This is a genomic window from Streptococcus oralis, assembly GCF_015561235.1.
In the GTDB taxonomy this organism is placed as follows: Bacteria; Bacillota; Bacilli; order Lactobacillales; family Streptococcaceae; genus Streptococcus; species Streptococcus oralis_BK.
In genome coordinates this window covers 524687-543768 of record NZ_JADMTC010000001.1, presented here as the reverse complement: position 1 = coordinate 543768, position 19082 = coordinate 524687, and the positions used below count along the sequence as shown (strand labels likewise).

At 36.7% G+C, this 19082-nt stretch carries 25 protein-coding genes; all 25 read right to left on the bottom strand.

All coding sequences use genetic code 11. The annotated features are described in order from the left end of the window. Positions 1 to 103 precede the first annotated feature (103 nt). The 25 genes from I2H52_RS02835 to I2H52_RS02715 all read right to left on the bottom strand — a co-directional run bounded on the left by I2H52_RS02835 (position 104) and on the right by I2H52_RS02715 (position 18901). Positions 104 to 523 carry a hypothetical protein gene (locus tag I2H52_RS02835; protein ID WP_006153800.1) on the bottom strand — a complete coding sequence of 140 codons (420 nt, stop codon included), beginning with the start codon at positions 521 to 523 and terminating at the stop codon, positions 104 to 106. Between the two features lie 11 nt (positions 524 to 534). Beyond that, a complete protein-coding gene (locus I2H52_RS02830; protein ID WP_045616007.1) occupies positions 535 to 1104 on the bottom strand; it encodes a major tail protein in 570 nt (189 codons plus the stop codon). A gap of 2 nt (positions 1105 to 1106) precedes the next feature. Then, complete coding sequence (locus I2H52_RS02825) at positions 1107 to 1433, bottom strand: hypothetical protein (RefSeq protein ID WP_000172711.1); 327 nt, start codon at positions 1431 to 1433, stop codon at positions 1107 to 1109. A 7-nt stretch (positions 1434 to 1440) separates the two neighbouring features. Then, the gene (locus I2H52_RS02820; protein WP_004240834.1) at positions 1441 to 1809 is read right to left on the bottom strand and encodes an HK97 gp10 family phage protein; all 369 of its coding nucleotides are present in this window, start codon (positions 1807 to 1809) and stop codon (positions 1441 to 1443) included. Continuing rightward, a complete protein-coding gene (locus I2H52_RS02815) occupies positions 1787 to 2140 on the bottom strand; it encodes a head-tail adaptor protein (RefSeq protein ID WP_049501432.1) in 354 nt (117 codons plus the stop codon). Before I2H52_RS02815 ends, I2H52_RS02820 begins: the two co-directional genes overlap by 23 nt. Beyond that, positions 2140 to 2397, bottom strand: coding sequence for a head-tail connector protein (locus I2H52_RS02810; protein WP_006153583.1), 258 nt, complete (start codon positions 2395 to 2397; stop codon positions 2140 to 2142). The genes I2H52_RS02815 and I2H52_RS02810 overlap by 1 nt, the downstream gene beginning before the upstream one ends. A 2-nt stretch (positions 2398 to 2399) precedes the next feature. Then, entirely contained in the window at positions 2400 to 3605 is a 1206-nt protein-coding gene (locus tag I2H52_RS02805) for a phage major capsid protein (protein ID WP_195594104.1), read from the bottom strand. 18 nt (positions 3606 to 3623) lie between these two features. Next, positions 3624 to 4322 carry a head maturation protease, ClpP-related gene (locus tag I2H52_RS02800; RefSeq protein WP_195594102.1) on the bottom strand — a complete coding sequence of 233 codons (699 nt, stop codon included), beginning with the start codon at positions 4320 to 4322 and terminating at the stop codon, positions 3624 to 3626. Next, a complete protein-coding gene (locus tag I2H52_RS02795; protein ID WP_195594099.1) occupies positions 4315 to 5601 on the bottom strand; it encodes a phage portal protein in 1287 nt (428 codons plus the stop codon). Before I2H52_RS02795 ends, I2H52_RS02800 begins: the two co-directional genes overlap by 8 nt. 69 nt (positions 5602 to 5670) lie before the next feature. Next, positions 5671 to 6009, bottom strand: coding sequence for a type II toxin-antitoxin system RelE/ParE family toxin (locus I2H52_RS02790; RefSeq protein ID WP_173276745.1), 339 nt, complete (start codon positions 6007 to 6009; stop codon positions 5671 to 5673). Beyond that, positions 6002 to 6295: an antitoxin gene (locus tag I2H52_RS02785; protein WP_195594097.1), complete on the bottom strand. Its 294-nt coding sequence runs from the start codon at positions 6293 to 6295 to the stop codon at positions 6002 to 6004. The genes I2H52_RS02790 and I2H52_RS02785 overlap by 8 nt, the downstream gene beginning before the upstream one ends. A 65-nt stretch (positions 6296 to 6360) precedes the next feature. After that, positions 6361 to 7953: a terminase large subunit gene (locus I2H52_RS02780; RefSeq protein WP_195594094.1), complete on the bottom strand. Its 1593-nt coding sequence runs from the start codon at positions 7951 to 7953 to the stop codon at positions 6361 to 6363. Further along, a complete protein-coding gene (locus I2H52_RS02775) occupies positions 7950 to 8423 on the bottom strand; it encodes a phage terminase small subunit P27 family (protein ID WP_001007670.1) in 474 nt (157 codons plus the stop codon). The genes I2H52_RS02780 and I2H52_RS02775 overlap by 4 nt, the downstream gene beginning before the upstream one ends. Positions 8424 to 8700: 277 nt before the next feature. Further along, positions 8701 to 8913 carry a DUF4314 domain-containing protein gene (locus I2H52_RS02770; protein WP_000342240.1) on the bottom strand — a complete coding sequence of 71 codons (213 nt, stop codon included), beginning with the start codon at positions 8911 to 8913 and terminating at the stop codon, positions 8701 to 8703. Between the two features lie 59 nt (positions 8914 to 8972). Further along, positions 8973 to 10145 carry a DNA cytosine methyltransferase gene (locus tag I2H52_RS02765; RefSeq protein WP_195594091.1) on the bottom strand — a complete coding sequence of 391 codons (1173 nt, stop codon included), beginning with the start codon at positions 10143 to 10145 and terminating at the stop codon, positions 8973 to 8975. Beyond that, a complete protein-coding gene (locus I2H52_RS02760; protein WP_195594088.1) occupies positions 10142 to 11398 on the bottom strand; it encodes a site-specific DNA-methyltransferase in 1257 nt (418 codons plus the stop codon). The genes I2H52_RS02765 and I2H52_RS02760 overlap by 4 nt, the downstream gene beginning before the upstream one ends. A 1-nt stretch (position 11399) precedes the next feature. Then, the gene (locus tag I2H52_RS02755; protein WP_139658621.1) at positions 11400 to 11831 is read right to left on the bottom strand and encodes a helix-turn-helix domain-containing protein; all 432 of its coding nucleotides are present in this window, start codon (positions 11829 to 11831) and stop codon (positions 11400 to 11402) included. A gap of 263 nt (positions 11832 to 12094) precedes the next feature. Further along, on the bottom strand, positions 12095 to 12460 hold the full coding sequence (locus I2H52_RS02750; protein ID WP_156672182.1) for an HNH endonuclease: 366 nt from the start codon (positions 12458 to 12460) through the stop codon (positions 12095 to 12097). A gap of 1 nt (position 12461) precedes the next feature. Beyond that, positions 12462 to 13499 carry a methionine adenosyltransferase gene (metK, locus tag I2H52_RS02745; protein ID WP_195594900.1) on the bottom strand — a complete coding sequence of 346 codons (1038 nt, stop codon included), beginning with the start codon at positions 13497 to 13499 and terminating at the stop codon, positions 12462 to 12464. A gap of 49 nt (positions 13500 to 13548) precedes the next feature. Then, positions 13549 to 13743 carry a DUF6900 domain-containing protein gene (locus I2H52_RS02740; RefSeq protein ID WP_049520278.1) on the bottom strand — a complete coding sequence of 65 codons (195 nt, stop codon included), beginning with the start codon at positions 13741 to 13743 and terminating at the stop codon, positions 13549 to 13551. 55 nt (positions 13744 to 13798) lie between these two features. Next, a complete protein-coding gene (locus tag I2H52_RS02735) occupies positions 13799 to 14026 on the bottom strand; it encodes a DUF7678 domain-containing protein (RefSeq protein ID WP_195594086.1) in 228 nt (75 codons plus the stop codon). 196 nt (positions 14027 to 14222) lie between these two features. Beyond that, the gene (locus tag I2H52_RS02730; RefSeq protein ID WP_000361939.1) at positions 14223 to 14705 is read right to left on the bottom strand and encodes a hypothetical protein; all 483 of its coding nucleotides are present in this window, start codon (positions 14703 to 14705) and stop codon (positions 14223 to 14225) included. Between the two features lies 1 nt (position 14706). After that, positions 14707 to 16074, bottom strand: coding sequence for a DEAD/DEAH box helicase (locus I2H52_RS02725; RefSeq protein ID WP_000768923.1), 1368 nt, complete (start codon positions 16072 to 16074; stop codon positions 14707 to 14709). Then, entirely contained in the window at positions 16055 to 16336 is a 282-nt protein-coding gene (locus I2H52_RS02720; RefSeq protein ID WP_001208474.1) for a VRR-NUC domain-containing protein, read from the bottom strand. The genes I2H52_RS02725 and I2H52_RS02720 overlap by 20 nt, the downstream gene beginning before the upstream one ends. Before the next feature lie 279 nt (positions 16337 to 16615). Further along, positions 16616 to 18901, bottom strand: a complete 2286-nt coding sequence (locus tag I2H52_RS02715) for a phage/plasmid primase, P4 family (protein WP_195594083.1) — start codon at positions 18899 to 18901, stop codon at positions 16616 to 16618. Positions 18902 to 19082: the final 181 nt, after the last annotated feature.

The following is a 19082-nucleotide window of genomic DNA, read 5'->3' as shown; positions in this document are numbered from 1 at the left end:
AAGTTTACATAATCAGTTTGATAATCAAGAGCCATCCCAATTGAAATATGTTTTAAGTCGTCTATGGATAAGCCAGTTTCCTTACAACAAAATAAATAGCTTTCTACCGTAAAGATTTCTTCACTTGCTGTTTCTGTTTGATCTGCTTTTTTCTTGTATTCATCCCTTGGTTAAGCATGTTCATTAAGATAGTTGCTACTTCTTGAACTGGAAACTCCTCCATCTCCATAAAGAATTCTTTGAATGGTTTAATTCTTGGATTAGCCGATTTAGCAAACACCCAAAAAATTCTGTGAAAAAAAGTCATATCAAAATTGGTCAGGATGGATAGATCAATGTCACCAGTTTCGAGTTTTTCTTCCTCATTTAGGTGCTCAATCTTATCAAGAATTGACTGCGTACTCACCATTGAAAACAAGTCTTGAAAATAATCTTTACCAAACTGTTCTTTATAGGCAATCGGTGTATATGCATTAGTAGCCAATTCATAGGTCTTTCCTGAAATTGTAATACTATCTCTCATCTGTAACTCCTTTATTCACGAGGTTCAAAGACTTCCTTGAACCAATTCTGACGAATCTCATCACTTGTTTCTTCTGTCGTTTTGCGACGAACCACCTTATCAAGTGGACGGGGACTTGCAGTAAAGTTTAACTCAACCTCATTAATATCTGAACCAGATTTTGTTTTTGATCCCATTGACGGACGTGATGCGTAACAGTAATACAAAACATGAAGTGTTTCTTTCTTATCTCCTTCAAAACGAAACATCAGAGCGAAATTCTTCTTTTCAGCATTTGCGATTTCAGAAATCGTTTTAGTTGTTGGATCTAATTTTTCTCCTAAGACACGAGTTAAAAATTCTTGAGTTAATAAGGCGAGCTTCAATGTTCCCTCATAACCATCATTTGATTCTGAAGTATAAAAGTTGATATTATCTGCCTTGTAAGAACCTTTGTCACCAGTCGGTTCCAAGGTTAGTTCTGCTGCACCTCGTAATCGTTCAACCGTCCCATAAGTCAATGCGCCATTTGAAGCTTCAGTTGTAACTTCTGCCCAATGAACATCTTGTAATCCAAAGGTAACTTTATTTTTTTCAGTCATAACTATCCTCCGTTTAATGAAATGTAATATGTAATTTGATAGAGTTTTTCAGTTGAGATATAAGTCTCTACTTTGTCAAAAAAAATTGAATGACTATCGAATAAGTCATCCATCTTAGTTTCGATTTCTAAGTCCTTCTTTAAGGTATAGAGTTCCACTTGAAGATTAAGAGTCTTATGATAGCTCCAATTATCAGCTCCAGCATTTTCAGAGTCCTTAACAAGATATACAATAAATGGTGGAGCTGGACTTCTTCCTTCTTCAAAATGATGATAAGCTACTGGCAACTTTGATTTTATTAAAATGTTATAGAAATCTTTTAATGTCATGAAATCCTCACAATCTTTGTCTCAGCCTATCTTCAAGTGACTTAACGGCACTTTTTTCAACGATTTCAATATGTTTTTGCCCTTCTACTCGACCACCATTTTGTTTAGCGTGACCATTTTCTAGGAGATGAGTTAAGCCTGGTGTTCGGTTATGAATGGTTTTTGTTAAGCCTGTAGGACTGTCACTTGTTGACTTGCTTTTCCAACCTCGTGCATACTTACCAGTTTTTCGTGGAGAAGAGATCTTTAAAGTATCTACAGCACTGTCTGTTACTTCTTCTACTACCTCTCGCATTGCAGATGTCGTCTCTTTAATGTAATCACTCAACTCTTGATCAATTACTTTTTCCAACTCATCCATTCCTATCCTGTTCATAGTCATTCTCCTTAGTTGCTACAATATAAATCAATTGCCTAGGAACGCTATCACCATCAATTGAATCTACCGTAAAGTAGGCGTCTCTGTACTTTATCCTAGTTTTTAATGAACTTAGATTTAGTACCGCTTTGTCGTACCTTAGTGTAAATTGAATTTTGTTATAAAGGAGTTTAGACACACTCCCCTCATTTTCTGTCAAGGTCAATGGGCGACTAGAACACCATCTTTGGAAAACCGTGTTCCAAACTGAGGATTCATTTCCAATTTCATCAACCACAATTTTACGCACTTCAAATGTAAGACGGTCACGTAACGGAGCGATTTTCATCAAAAAATATCCTTCCTATCAGCTAATAGTAGGTGATATAACATTTGTTTTAACTCTTTATAATTAGCTGTTTCACGGTGTTCATAAAGATAGGCAACCCCATAAAGGATTGCCATTCTTAGAACCTCACTGTAAGTATTCTGCCTTAACGTTTCTTCACAGAGTTTTTTACTCGTATCAATTAATTGCGTAATCAAGTCATCTTCATCTGTGTTTTCTACCTTAAGGTAAAGTTTTGCTTCTTCTAGACTTATCATGATTATTTTGCTTTCACAGTTAAAATTTTTACTGCTTCTGGTAATACTAATTTCCCATCAACACGTTGAGATGCAAGAAAACCAATTTGACCATTATTAGCATAAAGTTCATTGAGACGTTTAAAAGTACGTCCTTGGCGGTCTGCAATCCAGTAATATGAGAAATCTCCAAATGCAATGGCTTTATTCCCCTGTTCAGGTAGAGGTGCAAAGGTAGATGTATAGTATGGACGGTTAAGAATTAAATCTGGTTGTCCAGCTTGTGTAGACGGTTGCCAAATATAATTTCCGTTATTGTCTTTCAGTTTACGGATTGCTTTGACAGTTGTATCATGAAGAATCCATACTGCATTTTTACGATACGGAGCAGGAAGAGAATGATACAATTCAATCATGTCATCAAACGTAATGTCTTTAGTCGTCGTTGAAGGACCAGTAACATTTGCTTGGGTAAAGATTCCTGTTGGTTTCTTTGAGCCATCTCCAATAAGGAAGGATTTCTCTTCTTCTGTACCAATACGTCGTGCAAACTCACTAGTCATATAGGATTCTAAATCAAATACTGAGTCATTTAACAATTCTTCTGAGATTCGAATAGCTGTTCCAATCTTATGTGAATCAAGTGTTACTTGACCAAATGTCTCATCAGTTTCAGGATAAAGTCCATTTTCATCCATCCATGACGCAGTTCCATGCCCTGTAACAACTGGAATCTTCCGCTCTCCACTTGATGTTTTAATGACGGTTGCTAGACTTCGGAAGAAATTCTCTTCTTGAAGACCTTGAACTAGTTTTTTCTCATACTCATCAGGTACTAAATGGCCACCCTCTGTATCTTCTCCAACACGAAGAACATCCTTAACATCAAAGAAGTTACGCTTACGGACATTCGTCCAAAAGGTTTTGGAATAGACATCAGACTTAGTTCCCTTCTTCTCATCTTCTACCTCACTATCTTTTAAGACAGTGGTAGGCTGTCTTGTCAAAGCCTGAGAAGTTGGTTGAGCAAGTTCTAGATCAATCTTTTCTTGTCGTTCTAAGCGAGCGATTTCTTGATTATAGCGATTGATTTTACTTTCCATTTCATCATAGCGTTGAGAATCTTCTTCTGAGACTAAACCATCTTCAGTTCGCACTGAGTCTAGGAAAGTTTTTGCTTGTTCCCAAGCTTGATTTCGTTTTTCTTTTAATTCAAGTAATTTAGACATAGGTTAGTTTTCCTTTCATTATTTCAATAAATCTAATCGTTTTCTTAACTGATTGAGAGGAGTCGTTGATAAAGGTTTGTAGCTATCTATTTTGGCTTGAAGTTTAACAACAAGGTTATGATCCGCAGTGGCTCTACTAAATGAATAACTGCTTAGTTCTAGTTCTTCTTTAGGTTCATCTTTACTGAATAAAATCTTGTCCGCAAAGCCAAGTTCAACTGCTTTTCTCGCATTAAACCATGATTCAGAATCCATTAAATGTGAGATTTTTGTCCTAGATAATCCTGTTCTTAACTCATAGGCATTCATAATAGACTCTTTGATTTCCCCCAGCATTTCAATGACCTTTTCCATATCCTTTGCTTCACCTTGTGCAATTGTCCATGGATTGTGAATCATCATCATTGCAACAGGACTCATGGATACTGTTGTTCCAGCCATGGCAATGACACTGGCAGCACTAGCGGCAAGACCATCAATTATGACATGCACATTTCCCTTGTAATCCATCAGCATGTTATAGATTTGTGCTGCAGCAAAAACATCACCCCCTGGACTATTAATCCAGAGGGTGATATCACCTTTTCCTGCATTTAAATCATTTTTAAAGAGTTGTGGAGTAACTTCATCTCCAAACCATGTTTCATCAGCAATCTGTCCTTCAATACGAAGAGTGCGAATATTCCCTTCGTCTGAAAAACTCCAAAATTTACGCATCTTCTTCCTCCTTTGGTTTTTCTTGAGGTTGTTCAATTGCCTGTTTTGTCATAAAACCACCAGCATCTTTTAATTTAGTCATATTTCCGTTAATCAAATAAAGGTTTCCTCCTTCTTCATCTGTTAAAAGATTTAAATCTTCAAGTTCTCGAATATCATTTGTAGATAGCCAGCCATTCTGTCTTGCAATAGCATACCCACTCATACGACTTTGATAATCTCCACGTAATAAACCATCTACATTGAACTTAACAAAGTACTTCTTCTTTTCTTCAGGCAAAAAAAGAGACCTCTTGAAGGCCTGTTCTAAACGAACTACCCAAGGGTCTAATGTGTATTTAACAAACTCTAGTGATTGTTGCTCGATATTTGAAAATGAAGATTTTTCTAAATCACCAATCATATGTGGTGGTATCCTATACAAACGTGCAATCTCATTGATTTGAAACTTCCGAGTCTGTAAGAATTGCGCTTCTTCTGGAGGAATGCCTATTTGAGTGTACTTCATCCCTTCTTCTAGTACTGCAACTTTATGTGCATTTGTGACACCGTTATAAACCGCATTCCAAGAATCACGTACTCTTTTTGGATCCTTCAAAATCCCTGGATGTTCCAATACACCACCAGGATTTGCACCATTTTTAAAGAATGATGCTCCGTAATTCTCTGTAGCAAGGGTCATTCCAATTGCGTTCTTTGCTAATGCGATGGGAGAATAGCCAATCAATCCATCAAAACCAAGTCCTGGAATGTAAAGGACATCTTCTTGTTTTAAAATAACACTTCCTTTATCCTTGAAATTTGGATTTTCTTCGGTCTGACGTTGATATTTGTAGTAAAGTTTCCCATTTTCATCACGGTGTACTGACATTTTATCTGGTAATAAGGGATACAAACTGATAACCTGACCACTCTTATCCCTTATGATTTGAATATATGCATTTCCCCATATCAAAAGATGAGTCATCAAAGTTTCACGAAAGACAAAAGAAGACATTTCTGGATTTGGTTCATCATGAAGTAAAAAATATAGAGGGTGTTCAAATTTTTTCTCTCTTCCATTAGGTGTTCTTTCGTAAATATGAATGGGTAGAGAGGCGACAGCCTCAGCTAATATTCGCACACAAGCATAAACAGCTGTAGTCTGCATGGCCTTAAACTCATCCACATTCTCCCCGCTGCTAGTTCGTCCAAAGAGATAGGAAAAATCCTGACCTTCATAACTATTATGCGGTTTATCTCGTGATCTTTTTCTTCCAAAGAAATCTAAGAATCCCATCTAATCCTCCATTTTTGAGTACAATAAAAGCACCTCATTTATGAGATGCTCTATGAATTATAATTGAATTTATTTATTGAATAACTTAGCCCAATTCTGCTTGGAATTTAAAATTCTGGAGACATAAACCTCATATTTGTCGATATAATAAAAAGCTAAGTAATTTTCAATTGGCATATATCGGTAACGTTTACCGTCATCTGTTAATTCACCGTAACCTCGACTCGACACCAAAGGGCATGCTTCTGGAAAGGTTTCTAAAGTTTCTAGTGCCGTTAAAATAAGGTCTAGTTTACCATCGGCAGATTGTTGGCTGTAAAAATTCAGTACAATATAATCATGTATTTCCCTCAAGTCTTTCTTGGCTTGATCCGTAAGAGAAACATGGTAACGTTTATGATTACTCAAGTCCAAATTCCTTTCTTACATCTGCCAAAGACGTTAGTTTACCTTGCTCAATTTCTTGATGTCCCATCAAGATTTCCTTTTTCAAGTCCTCAAAAGCAACCTGATATTGAGTCTCTTGTGAATCACTAAATACGAATTCTTTAGGATCAACTGCACCTGTCGCAATTTTACGAAGTGCAGCATTAAAAATATCTGACAGGGTTAACTTTTCATCAGCTAAGATTTCTTTCGTTTGTTGGTAAAAAGTCGAATCTGCTCTAAAATTAACAGGTTGAGTACTTGCCATGATTAATACCTCTTTGTAAAGATGATTTGTAAATACATTGTATCATCTTTATATTTAAAATTCAACTAAAAGCTCAATATCCCTCGCTCATCATAAATACTACTTTCATTATTTTGGTGTCGAATACATCTATCAATCCCCATTATAAGAGCAACAATTCCATCAATTTTTTCAATTGATTTCTCTTTATCTGGTTTGATATTGCCTGCAGGGTCTTGGCGCATAACTACGTTTTGCGACATCCATTTTAAAACAGGTTGTCCTCCGTGTTGTATACGACCTTCCATCATAAGTTTGAATAATTCCTTTGACGGTGGACTCATATCCTTGTACCCCTGACCAAAAGGAATCATCGTCAGTCCCATATCTTCTAGATTCTGCACCATTTGCGTTGCATTCCATCTATCATAGGCGATTTCTTTTATATTGTATAGCTTTGATAATTCCTCAATGAACTTCTCTATAAAGCCATAATGAACAACATTACCCTCTGTCGTCTTTAAATAACCTTGCCGTTCCCATACATCATACAAAACATGATCCCTACGACAACGAAGTTCAAGAGTATCTTTTGGCAACCAGAAATAGGGTAGAATGATGTAATTTTCTAGTTCATTCCTAGGTGGAAAAACTAAAACAAAGGCTGTGATATCGGATGTACTTGACAAGTCTAGTCCAGCATAACACTCACGACCTTTCAAACTTTCAAAATTGATTGGTGCATCCCCTTTGTTGTATACATGTTCTGGAATCCAAGCAACTGTAGAATTTGTCCACATATTTAGCCGTAGTTGCTTGAATACATTTTCTTCAGCAGGATTATCGAGTGCTTGTTTATAGGCTTCTCTGACGCGGTCTAAACCAATGGTATGACCTAATGACGGATTTGCTTTTAACCAATTACTTTCGTCATTCCAGTCCTCTTCATCAGATAAACCATAAACGACAGGATAAAAAGATGTATCATTCTTTCTGCCCTTTAAAATATCAAGTGCTTTTGTGTGTAACTCGTAACAAATTGAATTCTTATCTGTTCCTGCAGTAGTAATGATGAAAAATAAGGGTTGTTCTCGTGCATCTCCTGAACCTTTAGTTAAGACATCATAGAGGTGGCGATTGGGTTGCGCATGTATTTCGTCAAACACGAGTCCTGAAACGTTGAGACCATGTTTTGTACCAGTTTCAGCGGACAAAACTTGATAGAAACCTGCATTAGAGTAGTTAACAATTCGTTTCGTAGCACCCATTATTTTTGAACGTTTCTCTAAAGGTCGACTCATTAGTACCATTTGTTTTGCTACATCAAATACAATAGAGGCTTGATTTCGGTCACATGCAGCACCATAAACTTCTGCACTAGCTTCATTATCTGCATAAAGGAGATAAAGAGCGATTGCTGCTGCTAGTTCACTCTTCCCATTCTTTTTTGGAATTTCAATATAAGCAGTTAGAAATTGTCTATTCCCATCTTCTTTAACAATCCCAAATATATCTCGTACTATCTGTTCCTGCCAAGGTAATAGTATAAACTTCTGACCTGCCCATTTTCCTTTAGTATGACAAAGGTTTTGAATAAAAGTCACTGCTCTATCAGCCTTACTTTTATCATAATGTGATGAAGCTAGCATAAAAGGAGTTGGTTCATAATGAAAAGTCATAGTAAACCTCCCAACAAATCTTCCATTTCGTCACCGTTACCAACCTCTGAATCCATAGTAGCTAAACGATTCCTAGCGGATGGGGTTAGACCAAATTGTTCACAAAACTTCAGCATGATTTTTAAATTAGTTTGACTAATTGAAACTTGTGGAACTTGCTGTAAATAACCATTTGGTGTCTTTAAGATAGAACCATGTTTTGATAAAAATTCCTCTGCTTCTTTCCATCGTGCGTAAGCTTGACAATAACCTGCAAATGCAGTCATATCCATTTCCGTCAGTAATCCCATTTGTTCCAATATTTTTCCCATCCGTTTCCATTCCCTCTTAGCATCTTCTTCAAGCCACTGGGGGCAACGTGGAGCCTTCTTTTGAGGTTTTACTTCATTCGTTGGGAGAGGCCGTTTACCAGGATTACCTTCTAGAACTTTTAAATTTGTAGGTTTCGGTTTACGTCCTCTAATTGCCACTAATTCACCTCCTAAAATAAAAAGAACTCACATCGAGTTCCAAATTATAATTTATTGTATGTATCCACTATTTCTTGATAGATAATTTTATCAAAATCATCCAATTGATCAATGATTTTACCATATTCATAATGAAAAACTATTTCTTTATTTCGTTTAATTTTTAGGATTGCTATCCAAGCTCTATCAATATGTCGATCATAAGTACTGTATTCCCTAAGAAACTCAATATGATAGTGCCGACCATTGAATTCTCTAGTTATCATTTCCCACATAACTATCTCAATTTCATTATTTTATCAATTCCGTAAAGTACATTTAAACTTTGTCCATTATCCCAATTCACTAAAATTGAACCAATATCATCAACACCAATTACCGTACCGAGAGTACCTATAGGTGGTGCAAATGGATCCTCCATTTCGAGTAATTTGACTCGAGTTCCATTGGGATACAATGATTTCAAAGTCTTCACTTTTAAGTCGTCCATAATATAACCTCTTTTCTTTTGTTTAGTACATATTAACTCTAAAGTTCATCTTTATCCAGTTATTTCTGATGATATTTTGAAGATAATATAGCACAACCAATAGCATACACAACTGGTACTGTGACTCCGTTTCCTGCTTGTTTATAAAGTTGTGCATCTGAATTTACAGCTTTTGCCTTTTCAAATAAGTCATCACTGAAACCTTGAAGTCTAAAACACTCTTTTGGAGTAAGTCTTCTAATTTTGACAACACGACCCTTCCAAACTACTGCGCCCATCTGGCAGCTACATGAAAGGTTGTGAGCTATTCCTCTCCCTACTCTTGCCCTTCTCGTTAATGAACTTGGATAAGAAAGATCAACCGAGTCACCAACCACCGCCAATTGATAACCTTGCTTTGTTCCGTTCCTAACCTTGATACCTTGTGTCAAAATTGGTTGGACCTCAAGCACTCCAGAGTTCATTGCTGTTCGCTTTGTCGCACCAGCAGTATAACGAGCAGTTAAACATCTTGCTTCTACAGTTAACTTTGGTTCAGTTAGTGATTGGTCAATCAGATAAAGACCTGTCTTAGCTCCTAGTCCCCCACCCTCTCCAACAAGTGTTGTTGCAATACCACTGGGGTCATAGACACGGTAGCTTTGCATACCGCCTACAAGTTGCTTAAGATGGCTACTGCTTTCTCTGCTGATAGGTAGTACTTGTCGTCGACCTTTTCTTCTAAGATGTCCGATAGTATAGATGCGTTCTCTATTTTGTGGTACTCCGTAATCTTTTGAGTTGAACACTTGCCATTCAAGGTCGTACCCTGATTCATCCAAGATAGAGAGATAGTCGAGATAATCTCGTCCCCCACCACTTGATAAAAGTCCTTTAACATTTTCAAGGAGAACCCATTCGGGTTTATCTTCTTCTTTTTGGCTTTTGATGAGTTCAACAAATGTAAAAAAGAGTCCACTTCGCTCACCGTATAGGCCGGCTCGTTTCCCTGCGATAGACACATTTTGACAAGGGCTTCCCGCACACCAGAGATCTGCTTTTGGTAATCGTGTTGGATCGATTGTTGTGATATCGTCATGAAACCATTCTCCTTTCGTATCATACATTGCTTCATAAGACTTTCGTGCAAACTTATCTTTTTCACAAAATCCTATACACTTCATTCCTGCTAATTCTAGCCCATGTCGAAAGCCACCAACTCCGTAAAAGAAATCTAGAAATGTTAGTGTCATACTTGTTCCTCCAACTCCTTTAACACTTGGTTATAAGTTAAAACCTCATGATTACGTTGTACGGTTACTTCAGTATCTCCTGTAACTTCTATATAGCGTTTAACAATGACATCCACAAACTTTTCATCCAGTTCGATTCCATAACAAACACGTCCAGTCTGATCTGCAGCTATTAAAGTAGAACCAGAACCTAAAAATGGATCTAAAACTATTGTTCCACGCATAGAAGAGTTTTGAATAGGGTAAGCCATAAGTTGAATTGGTTTCATGGTTGGGTGGTCTTTACTAGACTTAGGACGGTCATATTCCCAAATGGTAGTTTGCTTCCGATCACTAAACCATTGATGCTTTCCTTTTTTCTTCCACCCATATAAACAAGGTTCATGTTGCCATTGATATGGGCTACGACCTAATACAAGTGAGTTCTTTTTCCAGATGCAACACCCACTCAAATAGAAACCAGCATCTTTAAAAGCTTTACGGAAGTTGAGTCCTTCCGTATCTGCATGAAAAACATAGATAGACGCATCATCTTCCATGTGATTTTCTACTTGAGTAAACATAGAAAGGAGAAATTGATAGAAGTCTCCGTCAGACATATTATCATTTAGGATTTTCCCAGCCGTCTCTTCAACGTCCACATTATAAGGTGGGTCCGTTACTACTAAATTAGCTTTCCTATCATCTAGCAACTGCTTATAGGTTTCAGCTTTTGTAGAATCACCACAAATGACTCTATGTTTTCCCAATTGCCAAATGTCCCCATGTCTTGATAACGTTGGTTTCTTCAATTCTTCTTCCACATCAAACTCATCTTCAGACAACTCCTTGTCATGGACATTGGAGAGGATGTCATCAATCTCTGGTGGCTCAAAACCAGTAAGGTCTAGATTGAAATCAGACTCCTGTAAATCTAAAAGTAAGTCAGCTAAGAGAGCTTCATCCCATTGACCTGTAATCTTATTGAGTGCAATGTTCAATGCTTTCTCATCTTCTTTGGGTAAATCAACGATGACGCACTTAGCAGTTTCATAGTCTAAGTCTTTAAGAACTGTCAAGCGTTGATGACCACCAATTACAGTTAAATCTTCATTGACAATAATAGGGTCAACATATCCAAACTTAAGAAGCGACTGTTTAATTTTTTCATATTCCTTATCCCCTTTTTTCAGTTTCTTTCGAGGATTATAAGCTGCAGGCTTTAATTCTTTCAGAGGAAGTTCTTTTATTTCCATTGTTGGTTGGTTCGTCATTTTAGACTCCTTTGTAAAATCTTATCTGTATGTAGCAGGCATGGCTACAATACTTTCTATTGGGATTGGCATAAGATAAAAATGACCTACCACAACATTGGCAAGTCATTTCTTCATATGCAGTTTGTTCCTTATCATGCTCCTCTTGATGATTTTTCCACCAATTTATTCTGCACCTATCTGAGCAAAATTTCTTCGGTCGTCCAGTTTTATTAGGAACCATAGGTTGAAAACATTGAGGACAGTTTGTACCATTTTCAACTCGTTTCTCAACCATCAAATACGGTAATGTTCCTTGTCCCTTTAACTCAGGATGTCTTTTACAATACTTCTTAACAGAGTCTTTAGATAAACCAATTACTTTAGCAACTTCACCGTATCCTAAACCATTTTTTCTGAGCAACCAAATTTGTTCTCGTTGAAAGTTATTCATACCTGTTCCTCACTTTTATACTAAAAAAATAAGGTTATTTTCGTACCTAAATTTAAACGAATTTACGAAAATAACACTCACTTAATTCTATATTCTTACTGGATTCTTTACTATTTTGAATTGATTTTTATATCCCACCCTACCAATTTTGCGAAATTTTACGTTTGAGGGGGCGTCGGTCTTTTACGGACAAGGATTTAGAGATTTTATCCCCCCTACCCCAAATTATAAAAGAGAGATATTTTTAGAACGTAACTACAATATTAAAACCGATAGGTATATTCCACATATAGGTCCGTTGTCTTGGTCTTTCTATCATGACAAGATTTACAGAGAGCTTGCCAGTTAGATTGATTCCAAAAGAGTTCTTGGTCACCTCGGTGGGGAGTGATATGATCAACCACTGTTGCCTTGGTCAGTCGACCTTCTCTTTGACAGTAAACACAGAGAGGATTGAGCTTTAAGTAACGAATCCGCGCCTTATTCCACCGTGAATTGTAACCTTTAGCTTTGGTTGTCTTGGCGTCAAGTACGTGGTTAGTCTTGTGGTCATTGCAGTACTTGTTTCCATAGGTCACAAGGTTTGGACAACCATTCTGCTTGCAGGGAGTTCTTGGTCTACGTGGCATCTTACTGCTCCCAAGGAAGAGTTGGTTTCGTAAAATGTCCAAAACATGTAGATTGAGTGTAGTCTACGTTTAGAAGATCCAACTCCTTGATAATCCCTTTCGGTGTTAAATCGTACCGTTCTTTAATCATTCCTACCAATTGCTTGCTCGTATAGTTACTTGTTCCAAATGTTTCTACATGAATAGAAACCGGTTCTGCGACCCCTATAGCGTATGCTAATTGAACTTCGCATCGTTTAGCATATCCTTCACGAACGATGTCTTTTGCAATCTTACGTGCCATATAAGCTCCTGAGCGATCCACTTTACTTGGATCCTTTCCTGAAAATGCACCACCACCATGATGGGCAAATCCACCATAAGTATCAGCGATAATTTTTCTTCCAGTAACTCCAGCATCTGCATAAGAACCACCAAGAACGAAACGACCAGTAGGATTCACTAAAACATTAAAATCAAGGTTTTGTTTATACTGTTTTGCAACTTTTATCATAGATTCTTTAACAATTACTCTTAGATTCTCAATTGTCATTTCATCGCTATGCTGAATTGATACTAAGAATGTTGTAATTCTTTTATTGTCATAATCATAAGAAACCTGTGCCTTAGCATCTTTCCCTAATAGCGGATGCTGAAGTTCCATAAGATTCTCAAGAACACGAGTTGCTAAAACGTAGGGAAGCGGCAAGTATTCGTTAGTTTCATCAGTTGCATATCCATACATCATACCTTGGTCACCAGCACCACCTGTATCAACACCTTGAGAAATATCATCACTTTGTAATCCGATAAGATTCGTCACAATGATATTATCCATTCCTAGTGGTTTAACGACATTTCGAACAACAGTTTTTAAATCAAACAAGGCTGTTGTTTTCATTTCTCCAGCAACCACTATATGATTATCTTTGATAAGAGTTTCTACTGCAACCCTGCTATTCTTATCTTGTTCTAAACATACTGTTAGAACTGCATCTGAAATCTGGTCACAAATCTTATCTGGATGGCCATTAGATACTTGTTCACTCGTAATAATCATTCTTTCCTCCACGCAAAAAGCCTTCCCATTTGGGTAAGGCTCTGTTTTTTTATTTTGCTTTTCTACCTGCTTCATAGGCTTGTTCAAGCATTTCCTTCAATGCCCAAACGCTGATGTCATAAAAGTCAAGGCTGTCGCTATTTCTCGTTTCTAGCGTTTCAGCGCCTATTCTATTTTTTGCGATTTTTGTTAAAATATCCTCTTTCTTCATGGTTTTATCCTCTTTCTTTTTTGTTGTAACCATATTACCTCTAAGAGCGGGATATATCCAGTCATTTGTGCATAATTTTAAAGATATTTTAAACTTTTAAAGTTTTCAAAATCACTTCAAGAATAGCTTCTTGTTCATCAGATTCTGGGTAGATATCCCATCCTCTGTCATAAGAAATGATAGTATTTTCAGTAACCTCAACCTCTAATTTGAATACACATCCTAAATCAATACCTACATCTGAAGGTTGGTCACTGACTTTTGCTATGTAATCAACTATTTGTCCGTGATAATGAATCTGCCCTCTGGTCCACATGGTTATTCTCCTCTTATTTTTCTAGGTGTATATTACCGTAGTACCAGAATTTTATCCAGTGAACATAGCCGATTTTCTATCTTTTTTGACATCTTAAGTATATCACAGTCATTTTTAAAAAGCAGTACCATCTTAGTAACAACTTAGTAACAGGGTAGTACCACCTTAGTAACACCTTAGTAACACCCTAGTATCATTATCCATTTATACTCAAGGTTTTACCAGCAAAACGGTAATATTCTTTTACTTGTTTTAAGGCTTTTTGTCTATATCGACTAACTGTCATTCTAGAAACATTATGCTTAGGTAGTAACTCATCCCATGTCAATCCAGCTAAGACCAAATCAACAACTACATCCCTCATTATTTCATCAACAGAAGAAACAGCAAGTTCAAAGAAATCGAGATCGGTTTTTAAATGACAGTACTTTTCAAACAATGACTCCTGATATTCTCTTTCCTCCGCTAAGAACTTATCATGAAAAGATAGAGCCATATTTTCTGTCCTAACATTAGTTTTACTCATTTTAACACGTTCTTCATTTGTCTGTCTAGTAGCAAGAGAATAGAGAAAAGCATCTTCTGAAATGGGTTTATAGTTTTCAATCAAATTCTTCGCAATCGTTAAATCTCTTTTTGCATCTTGATAGTGTTGAAAATAGTAGTCTACTTTATCCATATCAACCTCCTACTTGTGCTTTTACTGCTTCAATCAAACGTGATTGTTGTGCGTCCTTGGCAGTTAAAGCTTTTAGAATATCATCATCAATTGTACCTTCCGTTACAATGTGCTGAATAATCACTGTGTTTGCTTGTTGACCTTGTCTCCAAAGTCGAGCATTGGTTTGTTGGTAAAGTTCAAGAGACCAAGTTAACCCAAACCACACTAAGTGATGACCCCCCTTTTGTAAATTTAAACCATGTCCTGCACTAGCTGGATGCAATAAACCAACAGTGATGTTCCCTTTATTCCATTCATGAATATCAGTTTCACTTTTAAGAACTGTACTTTTAACCCTAAGCTTGTTCAATCGTTCTTGAATACGAAGTAAATCATGCTTGAACCAATAAGCGACCAGAACTGGTTCTCCATTTGCAGCTTCAATAATATCTTCCAGAGCATCAAGTTTTTGATCATGTAACTTGATAATTTTGTGATCGTCAGAATAAACTGCACCATTTGCCATTTGAACCAGTTTATTGGATAAACTAGCAGCATTTGCTGCTGTTACTTCAATTTCGTTAGAATCAGAAATAACAGATTCCTTTTTAAACTCTTTATATCTTTTTGCTTCTGCGTTTGTGAGATGGACTGATTTTTTCGTTGAGATTAATGTCGGCATTTGTAGATAATCCATTGCTTTCATAGAAATTGTGATGTCATCAATCTTGTCAAAGATTTGACACTCTGCATAGTCCATTGGAGTATATTCATAGACGACGTTTCCATTTCTACGTCCCTCTCTAAAATAACGACTTCTGTATTCTCCGATAAAACGTCCCAAACGAACACCGCCATCAATGACCTTGAACTCCGCAAACAAATCCATCAATCCGTTGGAACTCGGTGTACCTGTTAAACCTACCACTCGTTTCATGTAGGGGCGCATGGCCATAAAAGCTTTAAAACGTTTTGATTGCCATGATTTGAATGAACTTAATTCATCAATGACAATCATATCCCACTTGAAATGCGGATGACACTCTTCAACTAACCAAGTGATATTTTCACGATTTACAATGTAGATATCCGCATCTTTTTGGAGTGCTTCTTGTCGTTGTTTAGGAGTACCCACAATTTTTGAATATCTCAAATGAGACAGTTCTTGCCACTGCTCTATTTCGTCACTCCATACTGTATTTGCGACTCTAAGCGGAGCAATTACCAAAACCTTTGAGACCTCATAACGGTCAAACATTAGTTCGTTAATGGCTGACAGGGTTGTAGCTGTTTTTCCCATCCCCATGTCTAAAATGACTGCTACATGAGGATTTCTTATTATGAAGTCTTTGGTGACTTCTTGATAGTCATGCAGTTTCAATTTCATCCAATATTTCCTCAATATCTTTCTTATTATCTAAAACATAGACTCGAAATCCTAAATGTTCAAATAACTTATGCCGTGACACCTGCAAAGCTCTAGGATGTTGATTAGGTGCTTTTACTTCCACCAAACCAAACTTGCCATTGGGTAAGAATACCAGTCGATCAGGTACTCCTGAAAAGGAAGGTGATACCCACTTTGGACAGATACCACCACGCTTTAAAACCTCGCTTGCTAACTTTTGTTCGATCACTTTTTCTCTCATACTTGTCCTCTCATCAGATTTAAATGGTGGAGGTCTAATGAGGTAATATCCTAAACTTTCCCTATATACTTTTTCTTAGTTATATTTCCTATAGAGATAGTTTTAGAAAAGACCATCATTGACTTACACTAAACAAAAAAATGGAAGTCGTGGAACTTAATCCATAAACTTTTTGACCATACTTCACAAAATATTTTTCACTGAATACTTCAACGACTTACACTCCAAAAATACTTGATTTAAAATCTAGTGGAGATACACCCTCACTTGTGTAAGTCATTAGTTTAAAAAATCATCGTCATCAGCTTTTAATGATAACCCCATAATAAAATTCCCTTTATTAGTTCGTTTTCGTTCATAACCAGCTTGATTAAGTGCAGCATAGAAATCAGTTGTACTTCGTGTGTATTCTAAATTTTGAAGGCAATATGCACGATACTTACTGTACAATTCTCCTGATTTCTCACTTAATTTTTCACCCACGACACAACTTTCATTGATGAAATGCCCCAACCAGTCATTAGCTTCACGGTAGGATTTGACAGAATTTATTACTGCTTTTGGAACTGATGTTTTAAAATTTGCTTTGATGGCTTTTTCCGCTCCTTCAATAATCCACGATAAAATTGCTGGCCCAGCATTATCGTACAGATAATCCGCAAAATTCTTGATATCTGAACGACCACTAATTTTGGCATTAAATGGAATAACGACCAAACGTCGCCAAGTTCCTTCATCGTTCGCTCCAACTTTTGGTAAATGATTCGTATAAAGTACCAGCGTATGAGATGGAACAAAATGAAATGGATCCTTATACTTCTTTTCTGCTTGAATTTCGTCAGTTGAGGTAATCTGCTTCACAACTGCTGTATTCAATCTCATTCCTTCTGCCATTTCAGAAGCAATAACAAGACGTTTCCCTTTTAACTCAGCAAGTTCTGGACTTACATTTCGTTTATTATTCATGGTTAAAGCATCTGCAGATAATTTGCCAGAATAGCTTCCAAGTACTCTAGCGATTGTATTCCAAAAGGTTGATTTCCCATTGGCTCCTCCGCCATAAGCGATAATCATATGTTCTTGATAGACTTTTCCGATTGCTGTCATACCGATGATTTCCTGTACATAATCAATCAACTCCTGGTCATTACAGAAAAAAGTAGCTAAAGTTTCCTTCCATAATCCCAAGCCTTCATCACCTGGAGAAACCGTGGTTATCTTAGTGATGTAGTCTTTTGGGTCATGTTCATGGTAATCCCTAAGTCCATTTCTTAAGTTGTAGGTAGCGTTAGGAGTATTGAGCAACATATCGTCCTTATCAAGTTCTGATAAATCAATGGCTAGCATTGGTTTTGCAGTATTATGAGTCGCAGTAATATAGCGATAATCTCTTCGCTTCATAACAAACTGATAATAAGATTTTGAGGAAAGATAAATAGAATGAAGTTTTTGTTGAATCGGTGTTTCAATCACTTTAGCAAGAGCTTTACCACCTTCACGAACTACTGATTCATCAATTCCAGAGTTGACTAACTCTATAACGGACTTTTCGTATTGTTCAAGAGCATCTGCTAGTTGAAAGTCCATAAACTCAAGAACCTTTCCTATGGCCAATTGTTTATCTTCTTTCCAATACTGACCATTAAAAGTTAAATAGTCTGTCGCATTTGTATAAGCTAAAACATCACCATACTCTCTAGCTAATACTCCAGCTTCCCCGATATCAGAAAAATCATCCGGTTTTAAAGAAGGCCGATTAAAGGTATCTGGCGAAACATAATCATCTGAATCTTTAATAGTCTTATTGTAAAATCGAACTGCACTTCCCCAAATTGTGTCTAGTTCAGATTTTTCTAATGGCGGTTCACATCTGGATGCCTGCTCATCAAAACCACTTATTGCTTCTTGTGTAACTCCTAATCTTTTAAGAATTTTAGCCGCAAAAACTGACATGGTTGAATTTCGACTTCCCTCAGCGATAGTTCCTTTAGATGGTCTATAAAAGTCAGCATCAAAATCTTCTTCTATCTCTATAGGATTAAGTTGAAGTAAATCTTCATCGATAGTCATCCAGGAATCATTCCATATGACTTTTGCATTTGGATTACCAAAGAAGAACCTTGCTGCATCTTTTGCATTATCATCAAAAAATTGATACCTATTCGTGAGCTCTTCTTTCATAGCAACATAAGCTTCCCTATCGTTCGTTTCATTAATCGGGAAATAAATATGAAACTTTGGGCGTGCTATCATGGCGCCCTTAGACAACATATAGTTTCGACTAGTAACCAAAGCAAAGTTATAATCAATAAAGATTTCTTTAATGTTCTCTTCTGTAACCCACTCGTCAGGGTTGTCTGTCTTGTCATTATCAATATCCATGACAATAACATTTGATTTTATAAAATTTGAGTTTGAGCGAGTGTGATTGGTAAACTCTGCACCTACATGATCGTATTGAACTGCATTCAATAATGATTTGTCATCTGTTATTCTGACTTTATTGGGATATACAGTACTTGTTTGGATACCTGTCTTTCCAGAATGACATAACGAAAATTGCATCCGAAACTCCTCCTTAATCAGCTAATAAATTGAGAGTCTATTTCTCTTTCTATCTTTATAGGTAAAATTTACTTGCTATTTTCCGGTTCCGTAGAAATTTATTCCAAAAAAAATACTCTTCCTTTATATGTCAAAGGGAGAGTTTTGTTTGTTTTAAATTTTTTATTAATTTTTGAAAAAA

Bases quoted from the DNA above. Each gene is read 5' to 3' on its own strand.
- I2H52_RS02730 (WP_000361939.1), bottom strand. From the start codon at position 14,705: ATGGATAAAGTAGACTACTATTTTCAACACTATCAAGATGCAAAAAGA.
- I2H52_RS02785 (WP_195594097.1), bottom strand. From the start codon at position 6,295: ATGGCAAGTACTCAACCTGTTAATTTTAGAGCAGATTCGACTTTTTAC.
- I2H52_RS02765 (WP_195594091.1), bottom strand. From the start codon at position 10,145: ATGACACTAACATTTCTAGATTTCTTTTACGGAGTTGGTGGCTTTCGA.
- I2H52_RS02830 (WP_045616007.1), bottom strand. From the start codon at position 1,104: ATGACTGAAAAAAATAAAGTTACCTTTGGATTACAAGATGTTCATTGG.
- I2H52_RS02815 (WP_049501432.1), bottom strand. From the start codon at position 2,140: ATGAAAATCGCTCCGTTACGTGACCGTCTTACATTTGAAGTGCGTAAA.
- metK (WP_195594900.1), bottom strand. From the start codon at position 13,499: ATGATTATTACGAGTGAACAAGTATCTAATGGCCATCCAGATAAGATT.
- I2H52_RS02800 (WP_195594102.1), bottom strand. From the start codon at position 4,322: ATGCGTAAATTTTGGAGTTTTTCAGACGAAGGGAATATTCGCACTCTT.
- I2H52_RS02760 (WP_195594088.1), bottom strand. From the start codon at position 11,398: ATGACGAACCAACCAACAATGGAAATAAAAGAACTTCCTCTGAAAGAA.
- I2H52_RS02805 (WP_195594104.1), bottom strand. From the start codon at position 3,605: ATGTCTAAATTACTTGAATTAAAAGAAAAACGAAATCAAGCTTGGGAA.
- I2H52_RS02820 (WP_004240834.1), bottom strand. From the start codon at position 1,809: ATGAACAGGATAGGAATGGATGAGTTGGAAAAAGTAATTGATCAAGAG.
- I2H52_RS02735 (WP_195594086.1), bottom strand. From the start codon at position 14,026: ATGTGGACCAGAGGGCAGATTCATTATCACGGACAAATAGTTGATTAC.
- I2H52_RS02715 (WP_195594083.1), bottom strand. From the start codon at position 18,901: ATGCAATTTTCGTTATGTCATTCTGGAAAGACAGGTATCCAAACAAGT.
- I2H52_RS02725 (WP_000768923.1), bottom strand. From the start codon at position 16,074: ATGAAATTGAAACTGCATGACTATCAAGAAGTCACCAAAGACTTCATA.
- I2H52_RS02810 (WP_006153583.1), bottom strand. From the start codon at position 2,397: ATGATAAGTCTAGAAGAAGCAAAACTTTACCTTAAGGTAGAAAACACA.
- I2H52_RS02750 (WP_156672182.1), bottom strand. From the start codon at position 12,460: ATGCCACGTAGACCAAGAACTCCCTGCAAGCAGAATGGTTGTCCAAAC.
- I2H52_RS02825 (WP_000172711.1), bottom strand. From the start codon at position 1,433: ATGACATTAAAAGATTTCTATAACATTTTAATAAAATCAAAGTTGCCA.
- I2H52_RS02795 (WP_195594099.1), bottom strand. From the start codon at position 5,601: ATGGGATTCTTAGATTTCTTTGGAAGAAAAAGATCACGAGATAAACCG.
- I2H52_RS02835 (WP_006153800.1), bottom strand. From the start codon at position 523: ATGAGAGATAGTATTACAATTTCAGGAAAGACCTATGAATTGGCTACT.
- I2H52_RS02755 (WP_139658621.1), bottom strand. From the start codon at position 11,831: ATGAATAACTTTCAACGAGAACAAATTTGGTTGCTCAGAAAAAATGGT.
- I2H52_RS02780 (WP_195594094.1), bottom strand. From the start codon at position 7,953: ATGACTTTTCATTATGAACCAACTCCTTTTATGCTAGCTTCATCACAT.
- I2H52_RS02740 (WP_049520278.1), bottom strand. From the start codon at position 13,743: ATGGTTACAACAAAAAAGAAAGAGGATAAAACCATGAAGAAAGAGGAT.
- I2H52_RS02720 (WP_001208474.1), bottom strand. From the start codon at position 16,336: ATGAGAGAAAAAGTGATCGAACAAAAGTTAGCAAGCGAGGTTTTAAAG.
- I2H52_RS02770 (WP_000342240.1), bottom strand. From the start codon at position 8,913: ATGGACGACTTAAAAGTGAAGACTTTGAAATCATTGTATCCCAATGGA.